General features: G+C 67.8%; 16 protein-coding genes and 1 tRNA gene. 10 read left to right on the top strand and 7 right to left on the bottom strand.

Going from position 1 to position 17,018, the window contains the following annotated elements; all coding sequences use genetic code 11:
- Nucleotides 1-21 precede the first annotated feature (21 nt).
- Nucleotides 22-1,443 carry a dihydrolipoyl dehydrogenase family protein gene (locus HALKA_RS0109395; RefSeq protein WP_018257745.1) on the top strand — a complete coding sequence of 474 codons (1,422 nt, stop codon included), beginning with the start codon at nt 22-24 and terminating at the stop codon, nt 1,441-1,443.
- A 15-nt stretch (nt 1,444-1,458) separates the two neighbouring features.
- On the opposite strand, the gene HALKA_RS0109400 is transcribed toward HALKA_RS0109395, so the two are convergent.
- Nucleotides 1,459-3,357 carry a hybrid sensor histidine kinase/response regulator gene (locus HALKA_RS0109400; protein ID WP_018257746.1) on the bottom strand — a complete coding sequence of 633 codons (1,899 nt, stop codon included), beginning with the start codon at nt 3,355-3,357 and terminating at the stop codon, nt 1,459-1,461.
- A 144-nt stretch (nt 3,358-3,501) separates the two neighbouring features.
- Here HALKA_RS0109400 and HALKA_RS0109405 point away from each other — a divergent pair, with 144 nt between their 5' ends.
- Entirely contained in the window at nt 3,502-3,915 is a 414-nt protein-coding gene (locus HALKA_RS0109405; RefSeq protein WP_018257747.1) for a universal stress protein, read from the top strand.
- 5 nt (nt 3,916-3,920) lie between these two features.
- Here the strand turns inward: HALKA_RS0109405 and HALKA_RS0109410 are convergent, their stop codons facing one another.
- The gene (locus HALKA_RS0109410; protein ID WP_018257748.1) at nt 3,921-4,622 is read right to left on the bottom strand and encodes a 5-formyltetrahydrofolate cyclo-ligase; all 702 of its coding nucleotides are present in this window, start codon (nt 4,620-4,622) and stop codon (nt 3,921-3,923) included.
- Nucleotides 4,623-4,709: 87 nt separating this feature from the next.
- Here HALKA_RS0109410 and HALKA_RS0109415 point away from each other — a divergent pair, with 87 nt between their 5' ends.
- A complete protein-coding gene (locus tag HALKA_RS0109415) occupies nt 4,710-6,524 on the top strand; it encodes a formate/nitrite transporter family protein (RefSeq protein WP_018257749.1) in 1,815 nt (604 codons plus the stop codon).
- 51 nt (nt 6,525-6,575) lie between these two features.
- On the top strand, nt 6,576-8,948 hold the full coding sequence (locus tag HALKA_RS0109420) for a DEAD/DEAH box helicase (RefSeq protein WP_018257750.1): 2,373 nt from the start codon (nt 6,576-6,578) through the stop codon (nt 8,946-8,948).
- Between the two features lie 22 nt (nt 8,949-8,970).
- Here the strand turns inward: HALKA_RS0109420 and HALKA_RS0109425 are convergent, their stop codons facing one another.
- Nucleotides 8,971-9,600 (bottom strand): helix-turn-helix domain-containing protein, encoded by a 630-nt coding sequence (locus HALKA_RS0109425; protein WP_018257751.1) that lies wholly within the window; start codon nt 9,598-9,600, stop codon nt 8,971-8,973.
- A gap of 159 nt (nt 9,601-9,759) precedes the next feature.
- Between HALKA_RS0109425 and HALKA_RS0109430 the strand changes: the two genes are divergently transcribed.
- From HALKA_RS0109430 to HALKA_RS0109455, 6 genes are all read left to right on the top strand, one after another.
- A complete protein-coding gene (locus tag HALKA_RS0109430; RefSeq protein ID WP_018257752.1) occupies nt 9,760-10,176 on the top strand; it encodes a hypothetical protein in 417 nt (138 codons plus the stop codon).
- A 78-nt stretch (nt 10,177-10,254) separates the two neighbouring features.
- Nucleotides 10,255-10,551: a CGCGG family putative rSAM-modified RiPP protein gene (locus HALKA_RS0109435; RefSeq protein WP_026190249.1), complete on the top strand. Its 297-nt coding sequence runs from the start codon at nt 10,255-10,257 to the stop codon at nt 10,549-10,551.
- Entirely contained in the window at nt 10,548-11,642 is a 1,095-nt protein-coding gene (locus HALKA_RS0109440) for a radical SAM protein (protein ID WP_018257754.1), read from the top strand. The genes HALKA_RS0109435 and HALKA_RS0109440 overlap by 4 nt, the downstream gene beginning before the upstream one ends.
- A 45-nt stretch (nt 11,643-11,687) precedes the next feature.
- A complete protein-coding gene (locus tag HALKA_RS0109445; protein WP_018257755.1) occupies nt 11,688-12,314 on the top strand; it encodes a helix-turn-helix domain-containing protein in 627 nt (208 codons plus the stop codon).
- Nucleotides 12,315-13,030: 716 nt separating this feature from the next.
- Complete coding sequence (locus HALKA_RS0109450) at nt 13,031-13,717, top strand: potassium channel family protein (RefSeq protein ID WP_018257756.1); 687 nt, start codon at nt 13,031-13,033, stop codon at nt 13,715-13,717.
- A 1-nt stretch (nt 13,718) separates the two neighbouring features.
- Complete coding sequence (locus tag HALKA_RS0109455; protein ID WP_018257757.1) at nt 13,719-13,949, top strand: Lrp/AsnC family transcriptional regulator; 231 nt, start codon at nt 13,719-13,721, stop codon at nt 13,947-13,949.
- A gap of 170 nt (nt 13,950-14,119) precedes the next feature.
- On the opposite strand, the gene HALKA_RS0109460 is transcribed toward HALKA_RS0109455, so the two are convergent.
- The 4 genes from HALKA_RS0109460 to HALKA_RS0109480 form a co-directional block, all read right to left on the bottom strand.
- Nucleotides 14,120-14,632 carry a DUF5813 family protein gene (locus HALKA_RS0109460; RefSeq protein WP_018257758.1) on the bottom strand — a complete coding sequence of 171 codons (513 nt, stop codon included), beginning with the start codon at nt 14,630-14,632 and terminating at the stop codon, nt 14,120-14,122.
- A 313-nt stretch (nt 14,633-14,945) separates the two neighbouring features.
- A tRNA-Leu gene (locus HALKA_RS0109470) sits at nt 14,946-15,030 on the bottom strand.
- 248 nt (nt 15,031-15,278) lie between these two features.
- A complete protein-coding gene (locus HALKA_RS0109475; protein ID WP_015762551.1) occupies nt 15,279-15,620 on the bottom strand; it encodes a ferredoxin in 342 nt (113 codons plus the stop codon).
- 120 nt (nt 15,621-15,740) lie between these two features.
- Nucleotides 15,741-16,916: an MFS transporter gene (locus HALKA_RS0109480; protein WP_018257759.1), complete on the bottom strand. Its 1,176-nt coding sequence runs from the start codon at nt 16,914-16,916 to the stop codon at nt 15,741-15,743.
- Between the last annotated feature and the right edge of the window lie 102 nt (nt 16,917-17,018).

Consider the following 17,018-nt stretch of genomic DNA (forward strand, 5'->3'; position numbering starts at 1 on the left):
CGGCGTCCGTTTAGTGTCGGTATGACCCACGTCGTCATCATCGGAGCCTACGGCAGCGCCGGAGCCGCCGTCGCTGGCGAGCTGGCAGAGGAACCGGGTATCGAACTGACGCTGATCGACGACGGCGAGCCCGGCGGCGGACTCTGTATCCTGCGGGGTTGTATGCCCTCGAAAGAAGTCCTCTCGGCGGGAGCCCATCGCTTCCAGGCGCGCCACGACGACCGACTGGTCGGCGACGTACCCGAAGTCGACCTCGAACGGACCGTCGAGCGCAAGGACGACCACACCCTCGGGTGGGCGGGCCACCGCCGCGCCGGCATCGAGGAGCTGGCCGAGCGCGACGACGTGCGCTTCGTCCACGACACCGCTCGGTTCGTCGACCCACACACCGTCCGCGCGGGCGGCGAGGAGTTCGACGCCGACTACGTGGTCGTCGCCACCGGCTCCAGCGTCAACGTCCCCGACGTTCCCGGGATCGACGAGGTCGAGTTCATGACCAGCGCCGACGTGCTGGACGCCACCGACTTCCCCGACTCCGGGATCGTGATGGGCTTTGGCTACATCGGCATGGAGATGGTCCCGTACCTCGCCGAGGCCGGCGGGATGGACCTGACCGTCGTCGAGCACGACGACCGACCGATCGACGAGGCCGATCCCGAGTTCGGGGACGCCGCACTGGAGCTGTACCGGGACCACTGGGACCTGGAGATCCCGACCAACTGCCACGAGCGGCGTCTCGAAGCGACCGACGACGGCGGCGTCCGTCTCACCGTCGAGTTCGAGGACGACGGGGCCGACGGTCCCACTCGGGAGACCTACGAGGCCGACCAGCTGTTTTGCTTCACCGGCCGCCGCCCGACCGTCGAGGGGCTCGGACTGGACAACACGGGGATCGCCGTCTCCGGCGACTGGGTCCGCGAGACGATGCAGACGGCGGCCCACGACCACGTGTACGCCGTCGGCGACGTCAACGGCAAGGAGCCGATTCTCCACGTCGCCAAGGAGCAGGGCTTTACCGCCGCAGAGAACATCCGCCGACAGGAAGCCGGGAACGCACCCCAGCCCTACGAGAACGTCCACCACCACGTGATCTTCTCCGGGCTCGGCGTCTATCCGTTCGCCCGCGTCGGTCACAACGAGCAGACCGCCAGAGCGGCGGGCCACGACATCGCCGTCGCGACCCGGCAGGCGAGCGACGACGGGGTCTTCAAGTCCAAGTACGTTCCGGAGGGGCTCGCGAAGCTCGTCGTCGATCGAGCGGACGGCACCGTGCTCGGCTGGCAGGGGATGCACTACCACGCCGACAGCTTCGCGAAGACGATGCAGATCGTCGTCGAGATGGGGCTAGACGTTCGGGAACTGCCCGATCGCTCCTACCACCCGACCCTGCCCGAGAACCTCGACGGACTGTTCCGTGACGCCGCCGACGCCGTCGAGCAGTAAGGCACTGCGACGGGATCAGGCGAGGGGCAGGTCGCGGATCTCGAAGCGCGCACCGCCGTCGTCGCCGTCGGCGACGGTGACGGATCCGCCGTGAGCCTCGGCGATCTCGGAGACGATCTTGAGGCCGAACCCGGTGCCGTCGTCGGTGGTCGTGTAGGCAGACTGGAAGACGTCGTCGCGCTCGTCCTCGGGGATTCCGGGGCCGTCGTCGGCGACGTAGAAGCCGGTCCCCTCTTCGAGGGGGCCGACGGTGATGACGACCCCTCGACCGGCGTGCTGGACCGCGTTTCGAAAGAGATTCTCCAGGAGCTGCTGGAGACGCGTCGCGTCGCCGAGGAAACGGTCGTCGACGTCGATTCGCAGCGTCGCCTCGTCGCTTTCGACGACCGCCCAGGCGTCCTCGGCGACGGTCTCGATGTCGACCGGCGTCGGTTCCGAGACGGTCCTGCCGTCGCGCGCCACCGACAGGATGTCCTCGATCAGCGTGTCCATCCGCTGGAGCGACCGCTCGATCGCGTCGAAGTGCTCCTCGGCCCCGGTTTCGCGTGCCACGTCGATCCGCCCGAGTGCGACGCTGAGCGGGTTGCGCAGGTCGTGGCTGACGACGCTGGCGAACTCTTCGAGCCGGTTTCGCTCGCGGGCGATCTCGTTCTGGTGACGGCGGCGCTCCTGCTCGTAGCTCACCCAGTTGCCGAGCAGTTCCACGAGGGCGATCTCCCAGTCCGAGAAGGGCTCGGCCCGTGGCTCTCGGTCGTAGAAGCAGAACGTGCCGTACACCTCGCCCTCGACCACTACGGGGGTACCGAGATAGCAGGCGATGCCATCGTCGGTGTATCCGGCGCGTTCGGCCAGTTCCGGCGCGTCCCGCGCGATGTCTTCGAGGACGAGCGTCTCTTCGGTGACGATCGCCCGCTCGCAGTTGGTCTCGTCGAGCGCGACCCGGTCCCCGGGCCGGGTGTCGCCGGTCGGATCGCGGACGACCTCGAAGACGTACTCGTCGCCCGCTCTGGAGGAGAGCGCCCCGTAGTCGGTTCCGAGCACCGACTGGCCGATCGAGAGCAACCGATCGACCTGCTCCTCGAAGCTGAGCGTCTTCTCGGAGACGACGCGGTACATCTCCTTGAGGATGCGCTCGCGCTCCCGGAGCGTCTCGATCCGGTGCTTTCGATCCGTCACGTCCTGGAAGTACACCGAGAGCCCGTCGACCGAGGGGTAGGCCCGCACCTCGAACCACGTCCCGAGGGGCTCGTACTCGGCCTCGAAGGTCGTCACCCGCTGTTCGTCCATCGCTTCGGTGTATCGGTCGTAGAACTCCGTGTCGACGACTTCCGGCAACAGATCCCAGATTCGGGTCCCGACGAGGTCGTCGATCGACCGATCCACGTCGGCGGCGTCACACACGATCTCTCGCGCCCGTTCGTTGAGGTAGGTGAACCGCCACTCCACGTCCAGCGCGAAGAACGCGTCGGTCATGTGATCGAGGATCGCCGACTGTTCGTGCGGGCGGCTCACCGCCTCGATGACGGTCGTGACGAGCGCGGGGAGTTGTTCTTCGAGTGGCGTCCGCCGGAGATAGCCGGTCACGTCGGCGTCGATCGCCTCGCTGGCGACCGTCTCGCTGCCGTCGTCGGTGAACAACACGAACGGGAGCGACGGGGCGCGACGCCGTATCGATCGCAGCAGTGACAGCCCACTGCCGTCCGGGAGGTCCTGTTCGCTGACGACACAGTCTGTCGATCCGTCCGTCACGTGGGCAAGTGCCGTCGCCGCGTCGGCGACGTGTGTGACGCGAAACGGCCCGCTGTCGCCGAACGAGTCTCGAACCGTCGAGTCCGTGTCCGGGTCGACGTAGAGGACGTCGACGGTGTCCTCTCGCGGCGCTCGCGTTCGATCGACACTGTTCGCCCGGTCCATACACGGGATTGACGAGCCAGCGACATAGGTGTGGTGTCCGCGAGTAGCTGCTCCGTTTCGGCTGCGTTACCGACACGTACGGTGTGGCTATCGGGAACTGGGTTGGCAACAACTGTCTTGACTAGTGTTGCCGTACCACGGAGTATGTACGAGACGATTCTCGTTCCGACCGACGGGAGCGACCACGCCGACCGGGCGTTCGACAGTGCGGTGGCACTGGCCGACCGAGCGGACAGCTCGCTCGCCCTGTTGCACGTCGTCGACACCGGGACTATCGGCGAACCGGCGCTGTCGACGACCGAACTCGTCGTCGGCCAGCGCGAGGACGACGGCACCGCGCTGCTGAAGCGCCTGGCCCAGCGCGCTCGCGACCGCGGCATCGGTACCCAGCTGCACAACTGTCACGGCGAGCCGAGCCGGGAGATACGGAGCTACGCCGACGAGATCGAGGCCGACCTCGTCGTCATGGGCTATCAGGGCCGGGACCACGACCGCACGCTCGGCACCGTGACGGCACAGGTCGTCAAGGCGTGTGAGCGGCCCGTAATGCTGGTGTAGCGCGGTCAGGGACGCCGCGCTTCGAGCACCGGCATCTCCTCGATGCGGTCCTCGTCGAGGGCCGCCCAGTCGATGCCGTCCGGGCGGTCGTACGGCGTCGCCGTCTCGACGGTCCGTTCGGGCGTCACCACCAGGTCCATCGCCACGTCGTGTTCGTCGACGAGTTCGTGGTCTCGAAGCTGGCGCTCGTGGACCGTCGTCGCCACGGGCGTCTCGTCGTCGACCAGATCGAGTTCGCGGAGCAGCGCGTATTCGAGGTCGCTGTACCCCTCGCCCTTGCCGATCCGCGCACCGCGTTCGCTGACGGCGACGCTCCCCGAAACGATCAGGTCGATCGCGGGCATCTCGTCGGGGCCGACCTGCACGCCCGCCTCGCTGGAGCCGCTGACGGTCGTGGCGTCGTCGATGTCGTCGACCGCCGCCGGGTCGAGTTCGATGAAACACCGCTCGTCGCGCAACCGCGGGACGGCCATGTAGACGGTCTTGCCGGCCCGCATCGCCGCCCGCCGGACCGGGAGCTGCGGGGCGTCGGGGTTGGCCTTTAGGGCGTCGGCGTCCGCCCAGACCGCCGTCTCGGCCAGCCGGTCGGCCGCGGCGTCCGCGTCGGCGAAGTTCGGGATGCGACCGTGGGGCGGGAACGGGAACCGGGCGTCGCCGCTCTCTTCGAGGTCGTCCCACACGCGCTGGCGTAGCGTCTGCTTGTCCATATGGACGGCGACGGACGCTCGCACAAAAGCGCTGGCGTCACGCCGGAAACCAAACGCTTTCCTCGGGGCCGACGGAGAATCACGACGATGGACGAGCAGGATCCACCAGATCCCGAGGAGAGCGTGAGAGAGGCCGTCGAGCGGTCTCGCAGTGGGGCTCCGGCAGTGGGGCGGGTCGTTCGCGACCGGTTCTCGACCGACGAGGTGTTCCAGCGCATCGTCGCCGCGGCCGACGAGGAGATCACGTCGGGCAGTCGCGAGCTGTACTTCAGCGGTCTGGCGGCCGGGTTCGCGATCACGATCACGTTCCTGATGCTGGTGTCGCTGACGGCCTCGACCGGCGGCGACCCGATCCTGAGCACGCTCCTGTACCCGCTGGGGTTCATCTACATCATCATCGGCGGCTACCAGCTGTACACGGAGAACACGCTGCCGCCCGTCGCGCTGACGCTGGAACGTATCGCCAGCGTGCCAGCGCTCTTGCGCAACTGGATCGTCGTGCTCGCCGGGAACTTCACCGGCGGCGCGATCGGCGCGATGGCGCTGGCCTGGGGCGGGGTGCTGTCGGCCGACGGGACGGCCGCGGCGTTCTCGATCGCACAGAAGGGCATCAAGGCGAGCCAGGGCGAACTGTTCGTGAAAGCCGCGTTCGCCGGGCTGATCGTCGCTGGCGTCGTCTGGGTCGAGTACGCCTCTCGGGACACGATCTCGCGGATCGCCGTCGTCTACCTCGCCTTCCTCGCGATCCCGCTGGGCGGGCTCTACCACGTCGTGGTCTCCTTCACCGAGATGGTGTATCTGGTGCTGGTCGGCGATCTCGGGATCGTCGTCGGGATGGTCGAGTTCGTGCTCCCCGTGTTGCTCGGTAACACCGTCGGCGGCATCCTGCTGGTCACCGTCGTCAACTACTTCCAGACGACCGAGGAGCGCCTGGAGTCGGCCCGTTTCGACGGTGCTAACCGACAGCTCTCCTGGCGGGAGTGGATCCTGGGCGGTCTCGCGGGGCGGTCGTACGTGCCCCTGATCGACACGAGCGAGCGAGCGGCCGGACACGGCGCTGGCTCCGAGCGGATCCTGGTCCCGATCTCGAACCCGCGGACCGAGGGGACCCTCGCCGAGCTCGCGTGTGCCTACGCTGCCGGCAAGGAGGCGGCCTACGTGGAGTTCGTCCACATCGTCCGCCTGCCCGACCGGCTGGCGGGCGGGTACGGCGGCGACCAGACCGACCAGATCGTCGCCGAATCCGACGCACAGATGGGGCGAGTCCGCGAGATCGCGTCCAGCTACGCGGTCGACTCCGAGACCTCGACGATCGTCTCGCATCGCTCCATCGAGGAGGTGTTCCAGCTCGCAGACCGGAAGGGCGCGGACACGGTCGTGATGGGCTGGGACGAGGACGCGCTCTGGAAGGCCGGCCGAGCCGAACGCCCGCTCGACGAGCTGACGAGTTCGCTCCCGGCGGACTTCCTGGTGCTTGCCGATCGCGGATTCGATCCCGAGGAGATCCTGATCCCGGTCGCGGGCAACGAACACTCCGTGCTGAGCGGCGAAGTCGCCAGTGCGCTCGGCCAGACCGTCGGTTCGGCGATCTCGCTGCTCCGGGTCGCCGACGGGCCGGGCCGGCGGACGGAAAACGAGGAGTTTCTCGCCCAGTGGGCGAAGCACAACGCCCTCGAATCGGCAGACCGCATCGTCGACGACAGCGGCGACGTCGAGGGTGCCATCGCGCGGGCCGCACCGGAACACGGCCTCATCATCATCGGGGCGACCAGAGAGGGGCTCCTCTCGCGGATCGGGAGCGACTCGCTGCACCTCGACGTGCTGTCGGACGTGGACTGCTCGGTGTTGCTCGCCGAGCGAGCGACCGAGCGCGGGCTGCTCCAGCGGCTGTTCGGGAACTGATCGGCGGCGGGAAACGACAGCCCGAAGACGACGGCGGCCCACCGAGCCGTCGTGGACGAGACTATCGCGTGGCTCCGCGAACGACCCTTCTACGAGGGGCAGATCGTCGACCAGCGGACGGTACCGGGACGGGACGCGACCGTCGCCGACCTCGACGTACGCGACCGACTGGCCGACGCGCTGGCCGAGGACGGCATCGAACAGCTCTACGCCCACCAGGCCGACGCCGTCGGAGCCGTCCGTGACGGCGACAACGTGGTGCTTTCGACCGCGACGGCGAGCGGGAAGAGTCTCGCCTACACGGTGCCGGCCTTCGAGCGCGCCCTCGAAGATCGCCGGACCACACTCTACGTCGCCCCCCAGGTCGCGCTGATCAACGACCAGACGGAGACGCTCTCGGCGCTGGCGGATCGGCTCGGCTTTGCCTCCGGCGTGTCGGTCGCCCAGTACACCGGCCGCCAGTCCCAGACCGAGAAAGAGCAGATCCGCGAGCGCCAGCCCACCGTCCTCCTGACGACGCCGGACATGCTCCACTACGGCATCCTGCCCCACGCACACCGCCTCTGGAAGTGGTTCTTCCAGCGACTCGACACCGTCGTGGTCGACGAGGTCCACAGCTACCGGGGGGTGTTCGGCAGCCACGTCGCACTCGTGTTTCGACGCCTCCAGCGCATCGCAGAGCGGTTCGACGCCGATCCGGAGTGGCTCTGTTGCTCGGCGACGATCGGCAACCCCGTCGAGCACGCGGCGACGGTGACCGGCACCGCCCCGTCCTCGTACCGACTCGTCGACGACGACGCCAGCGCCAGCGGCCCCCGCCACTGGCTGGTGTGGAACCCGCCCGAGTACAGCGGGGACGGCTGGGGGAGCGGCCGCCGGAAGTCCAGTCACGTCGAGACCAGACGGCTGTTCGTCGAGCTGGTCCAGCGGGGCCTCCAGACGGTGGTGTTCACCGGCTCGCGCCAGACCGCAGAGCGCTACGCGGCGGACAGCGCCGACGAGTTACGGGACCGGGGAGCCCACGACCTCGCGGACGCCGTCGGGGCCTATCAGGCCGCACTGACCGACGACCGTCGCCGTCGGCTGGAGCGCGAGCTCAAGTCCGGCGCGCTGCGTGGCGTCTGGAGCACGAACGCGCTGGAACTCGGCGTCGACGTGGGCGGTCTCGACGCCGTCGTGCTCGATGGCTACCCCGGCACCCGGATGCAGGCCTTCCAGCAGGCGGGCCGGGCCGGACGCGGGCGCGATCCAGCCCTCGTCGTGCTGGTCGGCGGGGAGGACCAGCTCGACCAGTACGTCGTCGACAACCCCGACACGCTGTTCGAGCACCCGCCCGAGCGGGCGGTGACGAACCCGGAGAACGACCAGCACCTGCCCGCACACGCCTGCTCGGCCGCCCGCGAGACGTGGCTGAAACCCGACGACGACCGGTACTTCGGCGAGACGTTCCCCGCGCTGGTGGCCGACCTGGAGCGGGACGGCCGCCTCGCGCGTCGGACGACTGCGGAGGGGACCCGCTGGGTGTACGGCGGCGAGGGCAGTCCACAGCACGAGACGAGTCTCCGGACCGTCGACGACCAGTCGATCCAGCTGCGCCACGGCGAGGACACGATCGCGACGCTACCCCTCGGCGACGCGCTGCGAGACGCACACCCCGGCGCGATCTACCACCACCAGGGGACGACCTACGAGGTGACCGACCTCGACCTCGATCACGGCATCGCCGAACTCGACCGGACGTGGGCCGACTACTTCACCCGCGTGCGCCACGAGAAGGAGATCACCGTCGAGGCCGACCTCCGAGCGGACACGCTCGACGCCCGGCCCGACGTGCCCGTGCGCTTTGCGGACGTGACCGTGCGCAAGCAGATCACCGGCTACGAGCGCTGCGACGGCCAGAACGGCGAGGTGATCGGGCGGCGCAGCCTCGATCTCCCCGAGACAACCCTCAGGACCAAAGCGCTGTATTTCACCGTCCCCGCGGATCTAGAGCGAGCGATGCTTGGCGAGGCGGTCCCGGCGACCGACGACGGGACGGCGGACGGCCGCGACCGTCCGCCCGCCCCCGACGATTCCGGCGACTTCCCCGGCGGCATCCACGCCGCCGAACACGCCGCGATCTCGATGCTCCCCTTCGAGTATCTCTGTGACCGCCGCGACGTTGGCGGGCTCTCGACGCCGCGACACCCCCACACCGACGAGCCCACGATCTTCGTGTACGACGGCCACCCCGGCGGCGTCGGCATCGTCCGGAGCGCCTACGACGACGTCGAGGGGCTGCTGGCGACGACGCTCTCGATGCTGCGGTCCTGTGACTGTGCCGACGGCTGCCCGGCCTGCGTGCAGTCGCCCCACTGTGGCAACGCCAACGACCCGCTGGACAAGGGGCTGGCGACGTACCTGCTGGACGGGCTGACGGAGTGATCGCGTTCGGGCCAGAGCGGTGTCAGCCCAGTTCCTCGACGAACTCCTTGACGATCTTCTCCTCGGCGCGGTGGAGCGTCTCGCTGCAGGTCGACTTGGCGATGCCGACTGCCGAGGCGAGTTCGGTCAGCGAACAGTCTCGCGGCGTGTCGTAGTAGCCGTTCTCGACGGCGGCCCGGATCAACTCCAGTTGGCTCCCCGTGAGCAGCTGCTCGGTCTCGACGTGCTGGCTGACCCGCTCGACGTGGAACGGAATGCCGAACTCTTCGAGTTGCTGGCCCAGCGCGGACAGTCGCTCCTGTGGCGCGGTGATCTCCCAGCGGGCCTCGCCGTCGCTGAGTCTGAACGGCATCTCCAGTGGGATACCGGAGCCCTGCACCGGGACCAACAGGAGCGGATCGCTGGTCTCGAACTGGACCAGCGCCGTGTCCTCCCAGCGCTGGAGAATCTCCAGGCTGGTGACGGCCTCGCGCTCGTCCATCTGGCCGAGGACGGCGACCAGTTCGTCGGCGGTGATCTCCGTGAGCCCGACGCCCGACTCCTCGCCGGGGACCGCCGCCAGGATGCGAAACTCCGCGTCCGGAAACGACCGCGAGAGCGAACCGATCCACACCTCCTCTGGAATCGTCAGCGTCAGTTCGGCTCGTGGCATGTGTGCGAATATGTTCGTCCGGGGCGACGGCTCCTGTCCCGAACATGTTCGGTAACAGCCGCGACGCCGAAAACCCTTCGGGAGAGAACCGCGCTGTCGGGAGCGGCCTCGCCCAGCGACCGCAGAAGCCTTAAGCGGACGGGCGACGCGCCAGCACTCATGCAAGAAGTAACGGTGACGCGGGATTTGCCGGCCGCGCCCGAGGCGGTCCGCTCGCTGGTCGAAGAGACCGAGTCGTTCATGAGCGCCGCCGGGTTCGACGCCGTCCGCGTGGAGGGCGAGACCATCCGGATCCAGAACCGCGTGGGGCTGTTCGACGTCGAGCTCATCGCCGGCATGGTCAAGGACGACGACGCCGTGCTCGCCTACGAACAGGAAGAGGGGATCTTCGAGGACATGCACACGGCCTACCACCTCGAAGCGACCGACGACGGCACGACGATCTCGGCGACGACCACCTTCGAGGCTGTCGACCTGCCGATCGTCGGCCAGGTGCTGGACGCGACCGTCGTCAAGCGCCAGCGCAGCTCCGAGTTGAACGCGCAGTTCGACTGGCTCGAAGCGGAGCTCTCGTAGTCCGGTTCTCGCCCCCTGAAAAATCCCCCTCACATGTTCGGGACGGTACAGTCGGTCGTGGCGCTCGGAGGTGTTCGTATGAGCGTCTCACACGACGACGTCGAGCCCGTGACCGACCACGTCCACGAGAACTCCTGGTCGGTGAACCTCGAACAGCCAGCCCACGGCGACGACCGCGACCTCGTCGTGGCCCAGGCGATCGACGCGATCGAACACACCGCCTCGGGCAACCACGTCAACCTCGTCACGCACGGCGAGCACGGCCACCCGGAGACGTACCTCTACGACGCCCTCGAAGCGCGCGGGGACGTGACCTACGACTACGTCGAACAGTGTGGCTGTGGCGGCCACGTGGTCCGCGTCCAGGTGCAATGAGGGGCGTCGACGTCGAGGAACGGCCGCTGGTGCTGATCTGGGAGCTGACACAGGCCTGTGGGCTGACCTGCAAGCACTGCCGGGCCGACGCCCAGCCCGAGCGCCATCCCGACGAGCTCACGACCGTCGAGGGCAAGCGGTTGCTCGATCAGGCCGCCGACTTCGGCGACGGCCAGCTGGTCGTGCTCTCGGGGGGCGACCCGCTCGTGCGCGACGACGTGACCGAACTCGTCGCGTACGGGACCCGGCAGGGACTGGGAATGACACTGACCCCCAGCGGCACCGAGTCGCTGACCCCGGAGCGCATCGAAGCCCTGCAGGACGCCGGGCTCCGCCGGATGGCCCTCTCTCTGGACGGCGGCGACGCCGACTCCCACGACGCCTTCCGCGGCGAATCCGGGAGCTTCGAGGCGACGCTCGCGGCCGCCGAGGCCGCCCGTGAGACCGACCTCCCCTTGCAGATCAACACGACGGTGTGTGCCGAGACGATCGACCAGCTGCCGGCGATCCGGGAACTCGTGGCCGACCTCGGTGCGGTCATGTGGTCGGTGTTCTTCCTCGTCCCGGTCGGTCGGGGTCGGGTGCTGACCCAGATCGGCCCCGACCGGGCCGAGCGACTGATGGCGTGGCTCCACGAGGTCTCCGAGTCGGAGCCGTTCGGCCTCAAGACGACGGAAGCACCCCACTACCGACGGGTGACCATCGAGCGAGAGCGCGACGGAGCGGCCGGAGAGAACGACGGGCTCCAGCGTCGCACCGGCATCCGCGCGGGCCAGGGCTTTGCCTTCGTCAGTCACACCGGCGAGATGTACCCCTCGGGGTTCCTCCCGGAGTCGGCCGGCAACGTCCGCTCGCAGAGCGTCGTCGATCTGTATCGAGAGTCGGCGCTGTTTCAGCGCCTCCGTGACGACAGTGCCCTGGAAGGCAAATGCGGTGCCTGCCCCTACCGCGGGGTCTGTGGCGGGAGCCGTTCGCGGGCGTACGCGGCGACCGGCGACCCGATGGGCAGCGATCCGCTGTGTTCGTTCGTGCCCGACGAGTACGACGGTCCGCTCCCCGCGACCCACGAGGAGCGCGTTCCCACAGACTGAGAACACGCGTTTCCCGTTTTACTGTGTGCCAGATAAGCAACTGCCATGTCCGAGGGACTTCGCGTCGAGCTGGCGATCGACTCGCCCGAGGCCTGCCCCGTCGCCGACGCCTCCGAGCGGGTCGACGGGTCGGTCACGAACGTCACGCGTTCGACCGGCGGCGAAGCAGTCGTCGAAGAGTTCTCCGCGCCCGCCGGAACCGACGTGGGCGAGGCCGTCGAACCGCTCTTCGAGGACGGGTCGGAGGCGCGCTATCGCTTCCGGCGCGATCCCGACCAGGACTGTTTCTGTGACGCCGTCGAGACGTTCGACTGTGCGGTCAGCGACATCCAGGCGGAGGACGGGCAGGTCATCGCCACGGCCCACGTCGACGACGCGGCCCAGGTGCGTGCAGTCGTCGAGGAACTCCGGGACGCGTTCGGCGACGTGGCCCTGCGCTCGCTGCACCAGCACGGCGAGGGGACGTTGGGGGACGCCGTCGTCGTCGACCGCGGACAGCTGACCGATCGACAGCGCGAAGTGCTGGAAACCGCCCACGAGATGGGCTATTTCGACTATCCGAAAGGCGCGAACGCCGGTGAGGTCGCCGAGGCGCTCGACATCTCCGTCTCGACGCTGGCCGAGCACCTCGCGGCCGCCCAGACCAAACTGCTCGACGACGTACTGCCCTAGACCGTCTTTCGTCGCCGCGTCGTCGCCCTCGTCTGCGGGCGACGAACGCGCTCGCGAGCAGGGAGGCGTAGCCGACTGCCCCCGCGAGCACGGCCAGCCGTCCGACCGGGGTCGCGCCCGGCACGACCAGCCCCGCGAGCTGGCACAGGAGTCCGGCTGCGAGACCCGTGGCCGCGACATCGTCGGATCGACGCCCGCCGTCGGCCTAAAGCCACGGGCGAACGACTGGACGGTGTTCAGATAAGAGAGAGTAGCGTCATTCGGTCACCGAACGCCCTCGCGTCGCTCGACCGCTCCGGGGCTCGTTGCGCGCGCTCACTCCGTGCGCGTGCTTGTTCCGGGAGAGCAAGCTCTCCCGACGTTCGCCTCGCTCCGCTGGGCTCACCGTCGCCCGGGAGGGATCGAGCGCCCGAAGAGCACGCTCTTCCGAGCCCGCGGCGCAAGCGCCGCGGACGCCGCTCGGTAGCCCGATCTGTGGCGGATATTCTCTCTCCGGTCGAATAGTGCCGCCCCAGATCGGGCTATAGTAGCCATTGAAAATCAATGCACATCCGATCGCACGACTGCAGTGCGATCGGTGTGTAAATTGTTTCAATTGTTACTATAGCGGGCCGAGGGCTTTCGGTGTCTCCAACTCAGAAAATGCAGCGGCTTATCTGAACACTACCTCAGGACCACGGGGTACCTTTATCCACCACCGACTCGTAAGCGTTACCATGAGATTCGTTATCGTGGGTGCCGGTCGCGTCGGACTCCGGACCGCTCGCGTGCTCGACGACGGCGGGCACGACGTGGTTCTCGTGGAGAACGACCCCACGAAAGTAGCGCGTGCCCGCGAAGAGGGACACGACGTGATCGAGGGCGACGGTGCGGTCGAGACGATCCTCGACGACGCCGATCTCGACCGTGCGGACGCACTCGGCGCGCTGACCGGCGACCTCAACGACAACTTCGTAGCCTGTATGATCGCCAAACAGTTTGACTGCCGGACCGTGATGCGCATCGACGAGGACTACCGCGAGGAGATCTACCGCAAGTACGCCGGCGACGTGGACGAAGTGATCTACCCCGAGCGCCTGGGGGCGATCGCCGCGAAGAACGCCCTGCTGGGCGGGAACATCCGTGCCGTCGCCGACATCGATCAGAACCTCCAGCTCGTGGAGTTCACCATCACCGAGCAGTCGCCGATGCGGGGCTACTCCATCAGCGAACTCGAACTGCCGGCCAACGCCCGACTGCTCGCGTTCGGCAAGCGCGACGAGCCCCTGGACCTGCCCGGCGAGGACGAGACCCTCGATCTCGGCGATCACCTCGTCGTCCTCGCGGACTTCGACGCGCTCGGAGACGTGCGCAGCATCGTCGTCGGCGAGACCGGACGCGCGGCCACCATGGGAGGTGCCTGAGATGGTCGTCGCCTACGTGATGGTCAAGGTGTACACCGGCGACGCCGACCGGCTCAAGGGCGAAATCGAAGCCATCGACGGCGTCACGGCCGCTCACATCGTCGCCGGGGACGTAGACTTCATCGCGAAGGTCGTCGTCGAGACGCCCGCCGAGGTCAAGGACATCGCCGCCAAACAGATCCAGGCGATCGAGGGCGTCGAGGACACGCAGACCTACATCGCGATGGACTGATACGGTTTATTGTAGTTGCTTACCGGTGATCGTCTACTCCGTGGCGACGATCACCGGTAAATCGCTACAATAATCGGTATGAAGACTAAACTTTACTTCGTCGGGTTCGAGTCGCGCTCTCCGAGCGCGCTCGGAGTGAACCACGCTCGCTACGCTCGCGTGGATAGAAGTCACAAAGGCGTCCCGCCGGCACCGTCCTCGCCGTTGGTCTGGGCCTGGTCGACGAGATCGGCGACCGCACCCTCGTACTCGTAGCCGGGGACGACCCCCTCGACGTACGTCCCCTCGACGTACTCGACGAACGTCTTGGCGACCTGTGCGGCGGTGTCGGCGTTGCCCAGTTCGAACCCGTAGGTGACGACGACGGTCTCGCCGTCGCGTTCGACTCCAAACTCGTCCAGGTCGACGCTCGTCCGGGTGGCCTTGGGAGCGTCTTCGAGGCGGCGTTCGAGCGTCTCGAACCAGCCGTCTGTGACGGCGTCGCCGACCGTCTCGACGGTCGCGGCGGACAGTGTCGGAGCCCGGACGGTGACGGTGTAGGCGACGCGCCACTCCGGCGCGTCGTCCGCGACGACGATACCCTCGAAGGCAGTCGTCGTCACGCGATAGCCGTCGTCGGTCGGCTCGAACGCGCCGTTTCTCTCGAAGGCACTAGCTGCACTCTCGGGCGAATCGTCGCTCATTGCACGTCCGTAGGCCGCTTGCGGGCAAAAGCCCGTCGCCACGCCACCACAGTGAGCGCGACGACGCCGTCGAACCGATGGCGCTCGCGCCCTTCCATCTCGGTCCGGCGCTACTCGCCGGTGTCGTCCCGTATCGGTTCCTCGATCTGCCGACAGTGCTGGCTGGCAGTGTCGTCGTCGACGTTCGGGCCGCACTGGTCGTGTTCGGCCCCCTCGACGGGCCGGTCCACGGCGTCCTGACGACGTTCGTCGGAGCGACCGCCGTCGCTGTCGGCTCTAACGGTCGCTCTCGGAGCGTCCCGATCCGGGAGAATGCGAGGGATGGGATTCGAACCCACGGACCCCTACGGGAGCGGGTCTTAAGCCCACCGCCTTTGGCCAGGCTCGGCTACCCTCGCGCGTCCTGGACTACCGACGGCCGATGGGTTGGGGCTTTCGGTCTCTGGGCCGCGACCGTCGGCGGTCGAGAGCCGTCGATCGAGACTGCCGAGCGACCACACGGGACTGACCACTCCGTTTCACGCTGATACGGATTATTGTAGCGATTTACCGGTGATCGTCTACTCCGTGGCAACGATCACCGGTAAGCAACTACGATAAACCGTATGAGTGCCACCGACACCGGGAGGACGAGAGCGGTCGGTGATCACCAGTCGACCGACAGCGTCCCGTCGCCCTCGGGGTCGGGAGCGATCTCCTCGTCGGTCCGGCGGTCGACCACGTGGATGACGCCCACGTCTTTCTTGGCCGGACACACCTCGGCGGCACGGATCTCGTCGTCGACCTCGTCCTCGCCGACGAAGTACATCTTCGGTGCGGCGATCCCGGTGTCGAGGTTCAGGTCCCAGTTGTGCGAGACCTCGGCGCACTTGCCCGCGCCGATGCACTTGTTGGCCTCGAAGATGATCTTGTAGGGTTTGTCTTCGACCGGCGGCGCGTCGGTCCCGCCCATCTGGCTCGGGTCGACCGGAGCGTCTTCGTCTGCCATATCGGACGAACGCGGGCTGGACAGTTAAGCCCGACTCTTCCCGCAGGAGGCTATAGTAGCCATTGAAAATCAATGCACACCCGATCGCACGACAGCAGTGCGATCGGTGTGTAAATCGTTTCAATTGTTACTATACCGTCCGACGCCGGCAGCGTTGCCGAGTCGGCGCAGCGTCGACCCGTGAAAGCCCAGGCTCAACAGGAGGGCGGCGGCCGCGAGCGCCGATAGCACGAAGTACATCGACTGGACGCCCACGAGGTCCATCACGTTCCCGGCACCCAGTTGTCCCAGCGCGCGCCCGGTCCCGATCCCGAAGGCCGACAGCACCGCCTGTCCCGTCGAGGTCAGCTCGTCGGGCGAGAAGCGGTGGGCGAACTCGACGACGGCGAGGTTGTACAGCGCCAGCCCGACGCCCAGCACCAGCTGGACCGCCATGATCGCCGTCGCCGTCCCCACGGCGGCGTAGACGAGGTAACAGCCGGCAAAGAGGGCGGCACCGAGCGAGAGCTGCGTGCGGTTGGCGAGCCCGATCTTGGCCATCGAGAGGAAGATGACGGCCTCGCCGACGGTCTTGACCATCCACGCCGTCCCCGTGAGGCTGTCCGGCGCGCCGATCGCCCGGACGTACACCGAGAAGTAGGCGCTGCCCGAGGAACTGGCCCCACCCAGCAGCACCGCGACGCCGAGCAAGAGCAGGAACCGTCGGTTGCGCAGGAGCTTGACGGCCTCCCGTCGGAGATCCGGCGTCAGGTCGGCGTCGGCGTCGGGCACGCTGCGGACGATCAGGATCAGCACGACCATCCCGACCGCGTAGATGTAGAAGACGATCTCCGTCGCGAACCGCGAGAGCAGCCACCCGATGACGAGACTCCCCAGTCCGAACGCGATCGAGCCGAAGGCCCGGACCTGTCCGTAGTCGACGCCACGGGAGAGGATCATCGCGTTGGTGATCGGGACGATCGGTGACCGCACCGTCGAGAGCAGCGCCGTCGCCAGCACGAGCAAGAGGAAGGGATCGGGGACGCGCCCGGCCAGCGGGAAGGCGAGAACGGCCACGCCCGACACGCCGGCCGCGATCAACAGGACCGGCTTGGAGGCCGCGAAGCGATCGGCCACGCCGCCCCAGATCGGCTGGGCGATCATCCCGCCGACGACGAGCAGCGCGCCCAACAGCCCCATCTGTCCCCCGGTCAGTCCGAGCTCCTCGAAGTAGGCGTTCCGGAAGACGACGAAGCCGTTCGAGGAGGCGAAGAAGACGAAATACAGCAGCTGATAGCCGCGCTTGTCCCCGAGCATGGGCAACACTCTCGATTCCTCCTACTTCAACCCACGGATACGATACTACAGCCGTTGTTAATAGCCGCGAGCGTCCGGCGACAGCGACCCGCTAGCGCCGTT

The organism is Halomicrobium katesii DSM 19301 (genome assembly GCF_000379085.1).
In the GTDB taxonomy this organism is placed as follows: Archaea; Halobacteriota; Halobacteria; order Halobacteriales; family Haloarculaceae; genus Halomicrobium; species Halomicrobium katesii.

What these genes read in the sequence shown, in the direction of transcription:
- HALKA_RS0109445 (WP_018257755.1), top strand. Translation starts at nt 11,688, where the DNA reads ATGTCCGAGGGACTTCGCGTCGAGCTGGCGATCGACTCGCCCGAGGCC.
- HALKA_RS0109410 (WP_018257748.1), bottom strand. Translation starts at nt 4,622, where the DNA reads ATGGACAAGCAGACGCTACGCCAGCGCGTGTGGGACGACCTCGAAGAG.
- HALKA_RS0109400 (WP_018257746.1), bottom strand. Translation starts at nt 3,357, where the DNA reads ATGGACCGGGCGAACAGTGTCGATCGAACGCGAGCGCCGCGAGAGGAC.
- HALKA_RS0109415 (WP_018257749.1), top strand. Translation starts at nt 4,710, where the DNA reads ATGGACGAGCAGGATCCACCAGATCCCGAGGAGAGCGTGAGAGAGGCC.
- HALKA_RS0109455 (WP_018257757.1), top strand. Translation starts at nt 13,719, where the DNA reads ATGGTCGTCGCCTACGTGATGGTCAAGGTGTACACCGGCGACGCCGAC.
- HALKA_RS0109430 (WP_018257752.1), top strand. Translation starts at nt 9,760, where the DNA reads ATGCAAGAAGTAACGGTGACGCGGGATTTGCCGGCCGCGCCCGAGGCG.
- HALKA_RS0109475 (WP_015762551.1), bottom strand. Translation starts at nt 15,620, where the DNA reads ATGGCAGACGAAGACGCTCCGGTCGACCCGAGCCAGATGGGCGGGACC.
- HALKA_RS0109440 (WP_018257754.1), top strand. Translation starts at nt 10,548, where the DNA reads ATGAGGGGCGTCGACGTCGAGGAACGGCCGCTGGTGCTGATCTGGGAG.
- HALKA_RS0109435 (WP_026190249.1), top strand. Translation starts at nt 10,255, where the DNA reads ATGAGCGTCTCACACGACGACGTCGAGCCCGTGACCGACCACGTCCAC.
- HALKA_RS0109460 (WP_018257758.1), bottom strand. Translation starts at nt 14,632, where the DNA reads ATGAGCGACGATTCGCCCGAGAGTGCAGCTAGTGCCTTCGAGAGAAAC.
- HALKA_RS0109425 (WP_018257751.1), bottom strand. Translation starts at nt 9,600, where the DNA reads ATGCCACGAGCCGAACTGACGCTGACGATTCCAGAGGAGGTGTGGATC.
- HALKA_RS0109395 (WP_018257745.1), top strand. Translation starts at nt 22, where the DNA reads ATGACCCACGTCGTCATCATCGGAGCCTACGGCAGCGCCGGAGCCGCC.
- HALKA_RS0109480 (WP_018257759.1), bottom strand. Translation starts at nt 16,916, where the DNA reads ATGCTCGGGGACAAGCGCGGCTATCAGCTGCTGTATTTCGTCTTCTTC.
- HALKA_RS0109405 (WP_018257747.1), top strand. Translation starts at nt 3,502, where the DNA reads ATGTACGAGACGATTCTCGTTCCGACCGACGGGAGCGACCACGCCGAC.
- HALKA_RS0109450 (WP_018257756.1), top strand. Translation starts at nt 13,031, where the DNA reads ATGAGATTCGTTATCGTGGGTGCCGGTCGCGTCGGACTCCGGACCGCT.